The following is a 13,943-nucleotide window of genomic DNA, read 5'->3' as shown; positions in this document are numbered from 1 at the left end:
CCTTGAGGCAGCGCAAGTCAGGCCAGATTAGCGCATCCGAATCGGGCGTTTGTTGATGATCCTCAAATGGCTGTATCTAGATCGCCGCCCAATCGGTTTGATGCTGCAGCAGAAAATCGACGAATGCCCGGACCCGCTGAGGAACGTAGCGGCCATGAGGGTAGAGCAGGGTGTAGGGCCGGGAGCGCCCATTGTAGGGCTGGAGTACCTCGACGAGGCGCCCATCGGCCAATTCGTTCTCGACAATGAATCGGTAAGTCTGGAACAGGCCAGCGCTGTGTTTGGCCAGAGTGACGCCGCCCAGCACATCGTCCGAGCAGCAATAGCGGCCCTCTGTGAAGATCTCCCGATGTTTGCCATCGACTTCGAACAGCCATGAGATGCGACGGCCGCTGCTGGGCAGTTCAAATTGAATGCACTCGTGAGTGACAAGGTCATCCAGTGTCATTGGCGTGCCGGCCCTGGTCAGGTATTCAGGTGTCGCGACCACGACCAGTTGTGCGTCCTCCAGCAAGCGGGCGATCAGGGTCGAGTCCGGTTGAGCCCGGACTCGAATCGCCAGATCGTAGCCTTCCGCCACAAAGTCGATATTTCGGTTACCCAAATGGATATCCACGCTGACGTCTGGATAAAGCGCCCGAAACTTCGGCAGAAGCGGCAGGATCCGGTGATGCCCATAGGTGGTCGGAAGACTGATGCGCAACCGCCCTGAAGGCGTCGATTGAGCGCCCATGACTTCTTGCTGTGCTTCCACCAGTTGCGTCAGGGCCTGTCGGCATTGTTCATAGAACACCCGGCCCGGTTCAGTCATCCGGATGCTGCGTGTGGTTCTGACGAAGAGGCGTGATCCCAAACGCTCCTCTAGACGCAAAATCGCGCGGCTTACTGCAGCAGGCGTCACACCGGCTACCTGCGCGGCTGCCGTAAAACTGCCCGCTTCCGAGGCCAGGCAAAATAGCTCGATGCTTCCTAGCTGCAGGTCATCAAAATGACGCTTCATATTCATCACACCGAGTATTCGCGAAGTGCCCAAAGCATACCGAGGTCGATGACGCAGTGGCGAGGACCGCGGCTTTTATTCATTACACGGCGTCATAAATGAAGTAACCGGGCCCGCATTTATTCATTCAAGGCCAGCTTATAGAGTTCATTCCACTTGCCGTTTCATCATGCCGATGAGACGCGAACTGGAGACTTTCCCGTGCCTTTCATCACCGTTCGTATCACCCGCGATGGCGTTACCAAAGACCAAAAAGCACAGGTGATTGCCGAGATCACCCAGACCATGCAGACGGTGCTCAACAAAGACCCGCACCTGACGCACATCGTGATCGAGGAAGTCGATACCGATAACTGGGGCTACGCAGGAATAACCACGACCGAGTACCGCCAGTCGCTGGTGGAGCCCAGGTAATGCTGAGGCACCTGAAACCGCTTTTATAAACTATCGAGGCATTATCATGAGCCATTCAAAAAAAGTCGTTGTGGTCACTGGCGCATCCCAGGGGCTCGGCGCGGGCATCGTCGAGGGTTTTCGTAAACTCGGTTATCAAGTGGTGGCGACTTCGCGCTCCATCCAGCCGTCATCGGATCCGGACATCCTGACCGTCGCTGGAGATATCGCCGATCCGGCGACGTCTGAGAAAATCATTCGCGAAGGCGTAGCGCGTTTTGGCCGCATCGACACGTTGGTGAACAACGCCGGGATCTTCCTCGCCAAGCCGTTCACGGCCTATACCCGCGAAGAGTATTTAAATACGGTGGCGACCAACATGGGCAGCTTCTTCCATATGTCGCAGCAGGCGATTGCTCAGATGGAGAAGCAAGGCGAGGGCGGTCATGTGGTCAGTATCACCACGTCGCTGGTCGATCACGCTATCGAGGGCGTGCCATCGGTGCTGGCGTCGCTGACTAAAGGTGGGATGAACGCCGCGACCAAATCCCTGGCGATCGAGTACGCCAAGCGCGGCATCCGCGTTAACGCGGTGTCGCCGGGCATCATCAAGACCCCGATGCATGGCGAGGAAAGCCACGCCGCACTGGGCCGCCTGCATCCGGTCGGCCACATGGGCGACGTGCAAGACATTGTCGCAGCGGTGTTGTATCTGGACAGCGCCCCATTCGTCACGGGCGAAATCCTGCACGTCGATGGCGGCCAAAGCGCCGGTCACTGATGGAGACGGCGGCCTGGCTAACCAGGCGACCGGCAATCTGAAGCAAGAAGCCGCCATCGGCGGCTTTTCCCATCACATTTGGGGGGCGTTGCGCGCAGCGATCGCGACGGTGCTCGGCGAATCCGCAAGTGGGACGAATTGCCGTGTCGCGCCATCAAGTGCATCGATGCATCCAGCTTCGATGTCGTAAACCCAGCCGTGCAGATTCAGCCGTCCTTGCTCGAGCGCGAGGGCCACTGAGGGATGCGTACGCAGATTCGCCAGTTGCGCGATCACGTTTTCACGCACAAGGCCATCGAGCTTGGCGCCGGGCGTATCGAACTCATGCGCCGCATTGATCGCTTTCGCGGCGTCCGCGTGACGGAGCCAGTTAGCGACCGCAGGCAGGTGGTCCAGACAAGTGCAGCGCGAAATCGCGCCCATCGCGCCGCAGTCCGAATGGCCGCAGATCACGATGTCCTGGACGCCCAGCACCGCGACCGCATATTCGACGGTGGCCGAGACGCCGCCGGGTTCGGGGCCGTAAGACGGCACAATATTGCCGGCATTACGAATCACGAACAGTTCGCCCGGTTCGCGCTGCGTAAGGAGTTCCGGCACAACACGACTGTCCGAGCAGGTGACAAACAGCGCCTTGGGATTTTGTGCCGTTGCGAGCTGCTTGAACAGCTCGACACGCTGCGGATAAACCTCGCGCTGAAAGCGCAGAAAGCCGTCAATGATGTCACGCATGAAGTTCTCCAAACCCGATTAACAGATGGGGGCACCAGCACTCGATGTGCTGTCGCGCCGCGGTGGCCGGTATTATCGCAAACGTTGCGCGTGTTAGCTGTATTTGACTTGAGGCATTGGTGCAGGAGGGAGGTAACGTAATATGCCATTTAACATAATATACATTACACGCAACAAGATGTTTCCGAATCAGCCCGGTTGCACGCCACATTCAATCCAGAGGCTCACCTGAAACCGCATTTTCCAAAACCTCGGTCTGGCCTGAAATTTGTGAGCATCAATCAGCATCCCGCGTCAGCTTTTCTATCAACATCCGATGCTGTGGAAATTGCGCAGTCAGTCTGCGTCTGTCACCCATCTCCATGTCCGCGAAATCAAATCCTGGCGACACGGTTTCGCTGATCAAACCAAACCCGTGTTCACCCTCAAGCAGTCGCGATGCTTTCCAGATGCCACCAGGTACGTGCATTTGCAAAAGCTGTCCCGCCAGAATGTCGCTACCCAATACCAATGTTTGAAGCGAGCCGTCACCTGAGATCATGCTGTACTCGATGGGATCGCCCAGATGGTAGAAATGCAGGATGTCCGATTGGTTGAAATGAAACTGGCCCACCGGCGAATCTTCAGTCAGCAAGTAATAGATCGAAGTCACCAAGTAACGTGGGCCACGGGTGGTTTGCAGCATGGCACGATGATCTGTTTGAAAAGTCCTGCGAAAATAGCCGCCTTCAACATGAGGCTGCAGATCCAGTGCAGCAATCACGTCCACGATCTCTGTTTTCCCTCGATTCATGGCCTGCTCCATTGATTGAAAGGCAGATAGGCTGATAGCTCTACTAAACAGCCATTTAGTAGAGTTGAATTGATCTCGTAGCCAATGTCTTATCAGTCCGTTATTGGGCGGTCGCTTTATAATATCTTGCTGACGGATATTGATTTTATTTCACAACACCTTTTCTAAAAGCATGGTTCTCTTGAACCTAGCTGACAGAGATACTCCAGTCTAAAGGGCTAGTCATTGTAGACCACTCGAATACTGTCGCAGGGTCGCAACGGGTTCGAACTGCTTAAAACTGAGGACACACAATGAATGCTGATTTTGCCGCTTGGACTTGGAGCGCTGGGAAAGGAATTGAGGGACTGCAACTCACCCGAAAGCCACTGGTGCAACCCGGCCCGTCTGAGGTACTTGTTGCCAACCGAGCAATCGCTCTGAATCCAGTAGACTGGAAAATGGTCGACTGGGGACACCCGAGCTGGAAGGACGGTCACGTGCCGGGGGTGGACGGCGTCGGTGTGGTCGTTGCAGCAGGACCCGATGTCTCCATCAAGCCGGGTACGCGCGTCGCGTATCATCAATCACTGACACGTGACGGTAGTTTTGCCGAGTTCTGTTTGCTGGAAGCCAGCATTGTACTAATCGTGCCCTCCGCGCTTGATGACGGTATAGCGGCAACACTGCCTTGTCCTGGGCTTACCGCCTGGCAAGCATTGGAAAAGATACCCCAGGTCAGCGACGACGTATTAGTGGTGGGTGCAGGTGGTGCGGTCGGTCTGTTGCTTGTGCAGTTAGCAGTACAGCGAGGCTATCGGGTGTGGGCCACTGCAGCTCAAAAGCACCATGCGCGACTGAAATCGCTGGGTGTTGTCGGTGTTGTTGATTACCGGGAAGACAACTGGCAGCAGATACTTCAAGCGGATATGGGTAATCGGCGATTGCACGTCGTTTTCGATACTGTGAGTGGTACTCATGCAGCCGGTCTTGCGCCTCTTCTGGGTTACAACGGCCATTTGGTGTGCGTCCAGGATCGTCAGGAAGTCGCCCCCCTTCCCCCTTTCGGCACTGCGATCTCTTTGCATGAAGTGGCACTCAACAGCTTCCATACCCATGCCAGTTCGAGTGATAAGCAACGGCTGCGACATGCTGGAGAGCGTCTGCTGGAAAGCTTGCTGGAAGGCCGTTTAGCAAAACCAGAACTTCAGATCTTCGATTTCCGAAAACTGCCCGACGCTTTACTGGCTCTCAAGCAAGGGGGTAAAGGCGGGAAATGGATCGCAAGGCTCAACGAGTCAGATCCAGTAACACTTGACTGATCGATAAAACACGGCGCCCGATTTTCAGCATTGGAGTTCGGGCGCTTTTTTCTCGCGTAAAGCTACTCACGCCTCAACCAGATTTTCTTTTTTCTCCAGCCAGTCAATCATCAGCTCGCCCCAAGCAATATCGGCCTGCAACGCGTCCTTGGCCTTGGCTGAATCTCGAGTTCGCAGGCCTTCCAACACTTCAAAGTGCTTGTGCTTGGCACTGGCCAATTCCAACTTTGGCACCTCTGCATGAAACCGGCTAAGCAATGGCCCCATGATGACCCACATGTTTTCCAGTGTTTTGGACACCACAGGCATGCGTGCCGCAGAAATCAATCCGAAGTGAAACTCCCGATTCAGCAATGCAGCCTGCTTGTAATCGACTGACACGGCTTTCTGAAATGCCTCCTGGATGGTCTCGAGCTTCTCCAGCTCCGGCCTGGTAATTCGCTGAGCTGCCATGCCAGCAGCCTCGCCTTCCAACAAACGACGAATCAACTGTATTTCCCGAAGTTGGCTGACCGACAACTCCGGGACATAAATTGAAGTGGCGGCTTTCATGTCCAGTGCATGGTCACTGACCAGGCGGAAAATCGCTTCACGCACTGGAGTGATCGAAACGCCAAACTCCTCCGCCAAACTGCTTATGCGCAACCGATCACCGGGCTGGTACTGCCCGTCCATCAACGCTGTGCGGATAATTGAATACACCCGTTCGCTCAGGTTGCCTTTGTCAATAGGCTTATGCACGGTCACTGTCACTCGATCTCCATGGTCGATTACTGTGCGTCAGACGATAGACTTGTGAATCCACCGCCTGCAAACGCCGATAACGCATCATACATCATCGATCGACACCTGCCACTCCAATCGAAGATTGGTTCAAATGCGCGTATCTCGCCGGCCAACACCTTGCAGCAATACCGCGATGACGATAATTGCCCCCTTGATAATTTGCTGCGGATAGGCCGGGACACTGAGTAAGTTCATAATATTGCCGATCAGCCCCAACACCAAAACACCCACCACCGTATAGAAAATGGTGCCTTTGCCACCCGATAACAAGGCGCCACCGATGACACAGGCAGCGATCGCGTCCAGTTCCAAAGCCAGGCCGGCACTGGGGGTGGCAACTCCCGAGCGTGAGGCGATAACCACCCCGGCCAATGCCGCAAGGCCACCGCACAATCCATAGGCAGCCAATTTGTAACGCTCAACGGAGATCCCCGCAAGGCGCACCGCCGTTTCGTTACTACCACTGGCAATGGTCAAACGACCATATGCGTTGTACCGCAGGATCAAGGCTAGAACGATCGTCACCAGCGCGCCAAGCCACACCGGCCAAGGAATGCCCAGAACACCGTCTGACAGTCGTCCGAAATCACGCAGTAATTGAGCGCCTACAAGTTTGTCATCCAGTCGTTGCGGCTGGCCGTTGGACAGGATGAACGCCAGACCACGAGCAACCGTCATCATCGCCAGGGTCGCGATAAATGGCGCCATGCGGAAATAGGCGATGAAGGTCCCCGTCACTAGCCCCATGAAAACCCCGACCGCCACCGCAATCGCTACCGCAAGCAACAAACCGGCACTCCCGCCGACCGGCAACACATTAAGGGTCATGGCGACTACAACTCCACCCACAGCCGCTACAGATGCTACGGATAAATCGATGCCCGCGGTCAGGATCACGATTAACATTCCGATGCTCACCAGCAACAGTGGCGTCATTTGGCGCAGCAAATTGCCAAGGTTCTGATAGGTGAAGAAATCCGCCGAGAGGATGCTGGCGATAATCGCTAGAACCACCAGCATCACTAACGCGTTGTGCTCCAGAAACAGGCGCTGCAACGCGCGTTGACGGGAATGCGCCTCGCCCGCGTGGTCGGTGTGCTGAACGCGTTCGGCCGTGGCCAGTTTGAAATCAGGGTTATTCATGGTGCTCCACTCCCATTGCCAGGCAAATCATTTCTTGTTCTTGAATGCGGTCGCCCGACAATTCGCCGGCGATCGCGCCTTCACGCATGACCAGCACGCGATCACACATACCGATAATTTCCATCATCTCTGAAGAAACCATGATGATTGCCACACCCTGTGCGGCGAGGTCGTTGATGACCCGGTAAATTTCAGTCTTGGCGCCCACATCGACACCACGCGTAGGTTCATCAAGAATCAGCACACGACAGCCGGCGCCGACCCATTTCATCAATGCGACTTTCTGCTGATTTCCGCCTGACAGATCGCCCACCAGTTGCTCGATCGAATGAGACTTGACCGCCAGTTGCCGGCGCAAGGCTTCAATTCCCCGGGTTTCCTGAGCACTTGCAATCCAGCCCATAGAACCGGTGTAAGGACTGTTCGGGCGCAGCGCGCCATTGACCCGGATCGACATTTCCAGCAGTACGCCCTGCTGCTTACGATCTTCCGGCAGCAGGCCGATGCCATTGGCAATGGCGTCCCTGGGAGTGCGATTGTGGATTTCCCGACCATTGAGGCGCAGGGTGCCAGAAGTCTTGCGGTCAGCACCGAAGATCGCACGCATGGTTTCTGTCCGCCCGGCTCCCACCAGCCCGCAAAAGCCCAGGACTTCACCGGCGCGCAGATCAAAGCTCACATCACGCACTTGGCGCCCGGCATATAGATGCTCGACCGTCAGCAGCACCTCACCGATCTGCGCTTGTCGTGCTGGAAACAGGTCACTCAGCTCACGACCGACCATCATTTGGATCAAGCCGCGCTCGGTGATGCTGGTCAGGTCCACAGTAGCGACGGTCCTGCCATCCTTGAGCACCGTGGCACGGTCGCAGAGACTGAAGATTTCGTCCATACGGTGAGAGACGTAGACAATGCAAGCCCCTTTGCGCCTCAGATCATCAAGGATCTTGAATAGTTTCTGCGTTTCGTGGGAGGTCAATACCGCGGTTGGCTCATCAAAAACCAGTACATTGGAGTTACGCGACAGCGCCTTGCAGATTTCAACCGCCTGTTGATACGCCACCGGCAAAGTGCCGACCGGTTGACGTACATTGATGTCGCTGAATCCCAATTCATCGAGAATCTTCCGCGCCTTTTTACGCAGCGCCGACCACTGGATCAGGCCTCTGCTCTTGCCTAGGTCGTCGATGCAAATATTCTCAGCGACCGATAAATGCGGAGCTAAGGCAAACTCCTGGTAAATAATCGAAATCCCGAGTTTGAGTGCATCAGCGGGTTTACGGATATCAACGGCTTCACCGTTCAGGCTGACGGCGCCGCCATCGCGCACGTAGGCTCCGGAAAGAATCTTCATCAAGGTGGATTTACCGGCGCCGTTCTCGCCCATCAGGGCATGGATCTCCCCGGCCTCGGCCGCAAAAGTGGCGTTGTTCAGGGCGCTGATACCGCCGAACTTTTTTGAGATGTCGAGCATCTCCACGGCAGGTTTTTGCATGGCATTCATAGTGTTCACCATCTATAAAAGTGGCGCGATCAGGCAGTGCCTGCGGTTCAATACGCAGCCACTGCCCAGTTCTATTGCGCGATATCACTTGATCGCGGTTTTGATCTGCTCGATTGACCGGAACGGTGGAACGGTGTCCGTTGACGGTGGCAGGCCGTCAGCCTTGATGTAGGTATCGACGTTATCCGGTGTGATCAACGTTACTGGGAAGTAGGACGCCAAAGGCAGGTTGTTGGCATCCAGGCCCTTGTCGAGGATCTGGTGAATCAACTCGATAGCGGCCACCCCCGTTTCCGATCCGCTATTGGTGGCGGTTACCAGCAATTTGCCCTGCTTGATCAAGTCCAGTGCCAGCCGAAAACTGCCGGCTCCGGAGGCAACCATCACGCTGTTTTTCTTGCCGGCGTTTTCCAACGCATTAATCGCACCGATTGCAATGAAATCGTTCTCGGCCAAGAGCAGATTAAGCTTGTCACCTTGAGACGAGAGAATGTCTTCAGTGGCTGTTAGTCCGCCCTCCTCGGTCCAGTCACCACGGCCCCAGGCCAGCACGTTGAAGCCGCCTTCCTGCCAGTTGAAACTGCCTTTGGCCTTGACCTGTTGAAACAACTTAAAACCTTTGAGCATTGCGTCTTCCCGGGATAGCCCCAGTTTCCGTTCTTGCGAACGGGCATAGACGATCCCGGAAATCATGCCGTTGAGACGGCTTTCGGATGTCGAGTTGCCCATCACCCCAATGACCATTGCCGCGTTAATCACCTTGGCCGGATCAGTCTTGGCCGCGATGTAACGCCCAGCCTCGAAGCCGCTGCCATACGGATTGCCGGTACTGGTAGTAATAACGGGCGCCCGAGAATCCGGCGCCGTGCCAACGGTTATGACGGGAATTCCAGCCGCCACTGCCCGCTCCACATCAGACACAGACCCGAGCACATCAGTCGGGTCGATCACGATCAAGTCGACCCCCAGTGTGATGAAGTTATCAACCTGAGCACTCTGCTTGGCGACATCACTGTCTGCTACCTGCAGTTCGATGTCGTAGTTGTACTGTTTCGCGATCGTTTTCGAGTCGTCAATCATCGAGACAAACCAAGGATTGCCCAGGGTTATTTCGGTCCACCCGATACGCAGACGCTCGCCCTTCTTTTTCAGTGGCAAGGCTTTGTTGATGGCTGTGCGATCAGGCATGTCAGGATCGATGACCCCCGACAGCGCAGTGTTTGGCATCAACCTATAGATTTCATGCTTTGGGGTTGCCCAGGCACATGTGCCGATTAGGCTTGCCATTGCCAGTGAGGTGATCGAACGGACAGCCGACAGTTTCATAATTATTATTCTCCAGTACGCTGATTTTGATCGGTGACGCGGTGGCTCAGGCCAGATCGATCCAGGCGGATTTGACTTCCGAGTACTTATCGAGAGCGTGCAACGAGCGGTCACGGCCATTGCCTGACTGTTTGTAGCCACCAAATGGCATGGTGATGTCGCCTCCATCGAAACAGTTGACCCAGACACTGCCGGCTCGTAAGGAGCGAATAATGGAGTGGGCGCGGTTCAGATCGCTGGTCCAAAGGCTGGCAGCCAGCCCATAAGGCGAGTCATTGGCGATGCGCACCGCGTCCAAGTGATCTTTGGCGTTAATCACCGAGAGTACCGGTCCAAAGATCTCTTCACGGGCGATGGTCATGTCGTTGGTGACGTTGTCGAAAATCGTAGGTGGGATGAAGAACCCATCAGCCAGTGCACCGCCAACACGCTCGCCCCCGAGGATGATTTGTGCACCCTCTTCGCTGCCTTTGCGGATGTAGCCGAGTACGCGATCCATTTGTGCGCGGTCAACCATTGCGCCTAATTGCGTCGCTGGATCCAGTGGGTCGCCCACAGCAATAGTGCGTGCGACCTTCAACACCTCGGCGAGAAACTCATTACGAATACCTTGCTCAACGATTAGCCGCGAGGGCGCCACGCAGACTTCGCCTTGATTGAAAAACATTGACCTAGCCGCCGTAGCCGCCGCTTTTTCCAGGTCATGACAGTCATTGAGAATGATGTTCGGCGTCTTGCCACCGCACTCCAACCACACGCGTTTCATGTTCGACTGTCCCGAGTACTGCAGGAACAGCTTTCCGACTTCACCGGAACCTGTGAACACCAGCGTATCGACGTCCATGTGCAGGCCCAACGCGCGGCCGGCAGTCGGACCAAATCCTGGCACCACGTTGAACACCCCAGGCGGAATGCCCGCTTGGGCTGCCAGTTCGGCAATGCGCAAAGCCGTCAGTGGCGATTGTTCAGCGGGTTTCAAAATTACCGAGTTACCCATTGCCAGAGCCGGCGCGACTTTCCACATGGCCATTAGCATCGGGAAGTTCCATGGCGTTACGGCTGCCACCACACCGATGGCTTCTCGGGTAATCATGCCCAGTGCTCCAGGGCCTGAAGGGGCGATTTCGTCGTAGACCTTATCGCAGCACTCGGCATACCACTGCAGGCACTCAAGAACGGCATGCACATCGAACCCGTTGCTCTCGGACACCGGTTTACCCATGTCCAGGGTCTCAAGCAGCGCCAGTTCAGTCATGTGTTGCTCGAACAACGCAGCAAAACGCAACATGACTTTCTTGCGTTCCTTGGGCGCCAGTTGGGACCACGCACCGCTATCAAATGCCCGGCGTGCGACCTTGACCGCGAGATCGACGTCTTCGGCTTGACAGGATGCAACCTGGTTCAACACCTGTCCGTTACGCGGGGAAATATTGGCGAATGTTTCGCCGCTGAGCGCGTCGACAAAATCGCCATCAATAAAGGCTTGCCCCGGCAAACTCAGAGTGGCGACGCGTTTTTGTACGGCAGCGATATCAACGAGGGTATTCATGGTATTGCTTCTCCTGTTGTAGTTTTTCGTAAAAACGACTGTCCCGCTAAAAACTGACTTCGGTTTTCAACCCGAACACCACCACACTCTTATCCCCGCTCAGGCCGCCAGGATTGACCACGTACTGCACGTTGGGACGTAGCGTCAGCGCAGGTGTGATGTTGATGCCGTAGTACAACTCCATCGGGTATTCCGTATCCGGTGCTGCCGAGGCGTAGCCATTCGCCTGACTGATGCGCCTGGAAGAAAGTTCGTTAACCTCTAGGCGACCGATCGCTACGCCAATCTCATCTTGAGGACGGGTAGCAAAAGGCCCGCTGATAAATGCACCTAAGTGAAAGACTTTTTCCACGTAGGACACATCGCGATCCGATTGAATGAAGTTGGCGAACAGAGTCAGACTGCGAGTGCTGTTGTCGGGATCCTGATAGACCCGTTGCTCGGCCATGAGGTAATAACCGCTGGCCGAATCATGTTGCTCCGGCGAGTGACCGGTCAGGCCGATGGGCCGGCCATCAATGTCGTGGTAAACATCATTGAAGTCTCCGGTATTGCGCCAGATGCCTGCACGATAGCTGCCAGGCAAACCTTTCACTGTCGGAGTCCAGGCCAGTTCGCCGACCGCCAGATAGCCGGTGGTGCCAGGCGGACTACCAAAATTCAAACCTTGGGCGTTTTCAGAAAAGCGTGGATTGACCTGGTACAAAGATGCATTTAGCGACAAGTCATCGGTAAGCTTGCCGGCCACCACTGCTCCCCATTGGCTGACAGGCCAGGTGAACCAGTTGGGGGTGATGTAACCCGGCACCGTGCCGCAAAATGTCAGGTTCTGGAACTTGCAGGAAAACGGAAATACATCGCCACTCATGGGCAACCGGCCGAGCTTGACCATCAACCGATCATTCAATAACACCTGTTGATAATAGAACTGGACCAGTCGGGTAACGCTGCCGTAGCCGTAAATCTCCTGGGCAGCCAACAGCGTGTTCGTCCCGGCCTCGGCGCTGAGGTTTTCACCGTTTCGGTTGCTGAACGTCATGCGAAAACTGGCGCCCTGCCAATCGAGCAACTTCTGCAAGTTGAAATTGCTGTCAAACATCAGTTGATCGCTGTAGGTACCTTTATGCTCTTGGCCGCCCTGAGTGTTGTAAGCAAGTTCGTTAACATAGGTCAGCTGGAAATCCACCCCTTGCTGATGCAAGCGGGTACGTTCACCACCCCAGTCTCCGAGCAGAAAGTTGTTCGGCGAATAACTGGAGGCATGAGCGCAAGGCAAAACACAGGCACCCAAAAGTCCAGCGACAACAATGGCGTTGTTGGTCATTCTTAGTGTTCCCGAAACTGTTTTATTGTTGGTTTTAGTGTTTTTCGAACATGCAGAGTCCAGTCGACCCAATGACTGGGCCGGCGCAACATCTGTTTTCAGAACGGCGTTAGAGCGATTTCGGCTAGAAACACATCCTCACAATTTCAGCGACTTCCTCTTTGTTGTTGATTTTCTTTGGGTGACAAGCCAGGTCTTGATTGAAACTGGTCCAGACAGTCTGGGCAAAATCATCCACCTGTTCCGGACGCAGTCCGTAACTGCGGAAGGTATCGGTAACTCCCAAGCTGGCGAACAATCGCTTGAGAATGTCCGGTAAACGCTGGGCACGATCACTCTCGGTCAGGTTCAGTGTCGAAGGTTCGAGAATCCCTGCAACTCGTGCAAACTTGTCGGTGCACACCGGCAATGTCCAGCCGACCACATGGGGGGTACTCGCTGCGACAGTACCGCCATGCGGGGCATCGGTCATCGCCCCTAATGGTTGGCCGAGTGCATGCGAAACGGTCACTCCGGAACTGGCGATCGCCATGCCACCGAGGGTCGAAGCGAACGCCATCCCGGCGCGTGCTTCAAGATCGTCTCCATGCTGCACGCACCGCATTGCATTGGCAGCAAACAATCGAATTGCTTCCAGCGCCACCATCTCCACCCAGGGCGTACAGTGAATGCTGATAAAGGCTTCCAGCGCGTGACAGAAGGTGTCCACGGCAGTCAATGCGGTCAGTTTCGGTGGCTTCGACACGAGAATCAGAGGGTCAACCAAGGCCACATCGGGGTAGATGAATGGATTGACGATGGCGCATTTAAGCCCCAATTCCGGGTTGTTGATGACCGCAAACGGCGTAGCTTCAGTGCCGGTGCCTGACGTGGTTGGCACAACTAGCAACGGCAGGCCACGGCTTTGCGGACGGGTGACAGTTTCACCCAGGCGTTCGGTGTAATCCCAGCAGTGACCGCCGTGCACAGCAATGAATGCAACAGCCTTGGCGGAGTCGATGGCGCTGCCGCCACCCACTGCCACTACTACGTCGCAACCTGTCTCATGCACCAATGCCACTGCATGATCGATCGTGGTGTGCCTGGGATTGGGCACAATGTCGTAAAAGTCGATAAAACCGATGCCGCGCTCAACGAGACTACCGGTGATTTGCGCCACTAGATCACTGCCCTGAAGAAACGGATCAATCATCAGGAAAACCATTTTTCCGAACGGCTCTACCTTTTCCCCAACGTGTTTGATCGCCCCAACCTGAAAATCCAAAGTCAGCGGCAGACTTGCCTGAAAAGCTTTCATCAGCTCACCCTTCG

13 protein-coding genes are annotated in these 13,943 nt (G+C 55.4%); 3 read left to right on the top strand and 10 right to left on the bottom strand.

The genetic code is table 11. The features are described from left to right. Window positions 1-76: 76 nt before the first annotated feature. A complete protein-coding gene (locus tag KVQ82_RS15135) occupies window positions 77-1,000 on the bottom strand; it encodes a LysR family transcriptional regulator (RefSeq protein ID WP_222019400.1) in 924 nt (307 codons plus the stop codon). 201 nt (window positions 1,001-1,201) lie between these two features. On the opposite strand from KVQ82_RS15135, the gene KVQ82_RS15130 reads away from it, so the two are divergent. Further along, window positions 1,202-1,414 carry a 4-oxalocrotonate tautomerase family protein gene (locus tag KVQ82_RS15130; RefSeq protein WP_222019318.1) on the top strand — a complete coding sequence of 71 codons (213 nt, stop codon included), beginning with the start codon at window positions 1,202-1,204 and terminating at the stop codon, window positions 1,412-1,414. Window positions 1,415-1,460: 46 nt separating this feature from the next. Next, window positions 1,461-2,174, top strand: coding sequence for an SDR family NAD(P)-dependent oxidoreductase (locus KVQ82_RS15125; RefSeq protein ID WP_145598099.1), 714 nt, complete (start codon window positions 1,461-1,463; stop codon window positions 2,172-2,174). A gap of 72 nt (window positions 2,175-2,246) precedes the next feature. On the opposite strand, the gene KVQ82_RS15120 is transcribed toward KVQ82_RS15125, so the two are convergent. Together KVQ82_RS15120 and KVQ82_RS15115 are read right to left on the bottom strand one after the other, a co-directional pair. Further along, window positions 2,247-2,906, bottom strand: coding sequence for a carbonic anhydrase (locus KVQ82_RS15120; RefSeq protein WP_145598098.1), 660 nt, complete (start codon window positions 2,904-2,906; stop codon window positions 2,247-2,249). A gap of 277 nt (window positions 2,907-3,183) precedes the next feature. Beyond that, on the bottom strand, window positions 3,184-3,699 hold the full coding sequence (locus KVQ82_RS15115; RefSeq protein ID WP_222019317.1) for a cupin domain-containing protein: 516 nt from the start codon (window positions 3,697-3,699) through the stop codon (window positions 3,184-3,186). Between the two features lie 293 nt (window positions 3,700-3,992). Here KVQ82_RS15115 and KVQ82_RS15110 point away from each other — a divergent pair, with 293 nt between their 5' ends. After that, a complete protein-coding gene (locus KVQ82_RS15110; protein WP_222019316.1) occupies window positions 3,993-5,000 on the top strand; it encodes a zinc-binding dehydrogenase in 1,008 nt (335 codons plus the stop codon). 66 nt (window positions 5,001-5,066) lie between these two features. Here the strand turns inward: KVQ82_RS15110 and KVQ82_RS15105 are convergent, their stop codons facing one another. The 7 genes from KVQ82_RS15105 to KVQ82_RS15075 form a co-directional block, all read right to left on the bottom strand. After that, window positions 5,067-5,753, bottom strand: a complete 687-nt coding sequence (locus KVQ82_RS15105) for a GntR family transcriptional regulator (protein WP_260688106.1) — start codon at window positions 5,751-5,753, stop codon at window positions 5,067-5,069. A 120-nt stretch (window positions 5,754-5,873) separates the two neighbouring features. Beyond that, window positions 5,874-6,929, bottom strand: a complete 1,056-nt coding sequence (locus KVQ82_RS15100; RefSeq protein ID WP_222019315.1) for an ABC transporter permease — start codon at window positions 6,927-6,929, stop codon at window positions 5,874-5,876. Continuing rightward, on the bottom strand, window positions 6,922-8,433 hold the full coding sequence (locus KVQ82_RS15095) for a sugar ABC transporter ATP-binding protein (protein WP_222019314.1): 1,512 nt from the start codon (window positions 8,431-8,433) through the stop codon (window positions 6,922-6,924). The genes KVQ82_RS15100 and KVQ82_RS15095 overlap by 8 nt, the downstream gene beginning before the upstream one ends. A gap of 84 nt (window positions 8,434-8,517) precedes the next feature. Then, complete coding sequence (locus tag KVQ82_RS15090; protein WP_222019313.1) at window positions 8,518-9,759, bottom strand: sugar ABC transporter substrate-binding protein; 1,242 nt, start codon at window positions 9,757-9,759, stop codon at window positions 8,518-8,520. Window positions 9,760-9,805: 46 nt separating this feature from the next. Beyond that, window positions 9,806-11,308 carry an aldehyde dehydrogenase gene (locus KVQ82_RS15085; protein ID WP_222019312.1) on the bottom strand — a complete coding sequence of 501 codons (1,503 nt, stop codon included), beginning with the start codon at window positions 11,306-11,308 and terminating at the stop codon, window positions 9,806-9,808. Between the two features lie 46 nt (window positions 11,309-11,354). Beyond that, window positions 11,355-12,632, bottom strand: a complete 1,278-nt coding sequence (locus tag KVQ82_RS15080; RefSeq protein WP_222019311.1) for a carbohydrate porin — start codon at window positions 12,630-12,632, stop codon at window positions 11,355-11,357. A 124-nt stretch (window positions 12,633-12,756) separates the two neighbouring features. After that, window positions 12,757-13,929 carry an iron-containing alcohol dehydrogenase gene (locus tag KVQ82_RS15075; protein ID WP_222019310.1) on the bottom strand — a complete coding sequence of 391 codons (1,173 nt, stop codon included), beginning with the start codon at window positions 13,927-13,929 and terminating at the stop codon, window positions 12,757-12,759. Window positions 13,930-13,943 lie beyond the last annotated feature (14 nt).

It is taken from the genome of Pseudomonas sp. AO-1 (genome assembly GCF_019775695.1).
GTDB lineage: Bacteria > Pseudomonadota > Gammaproteobacteria > Pseudomonadales > Pseudomonadaceae > Aquipseudomonas > Aquipseudomonas parakoreensis.
Note: the sequence above shows the minus strand (reverse complement) of the source record. Positions and strands in the feature narration are given on the sequence as shown.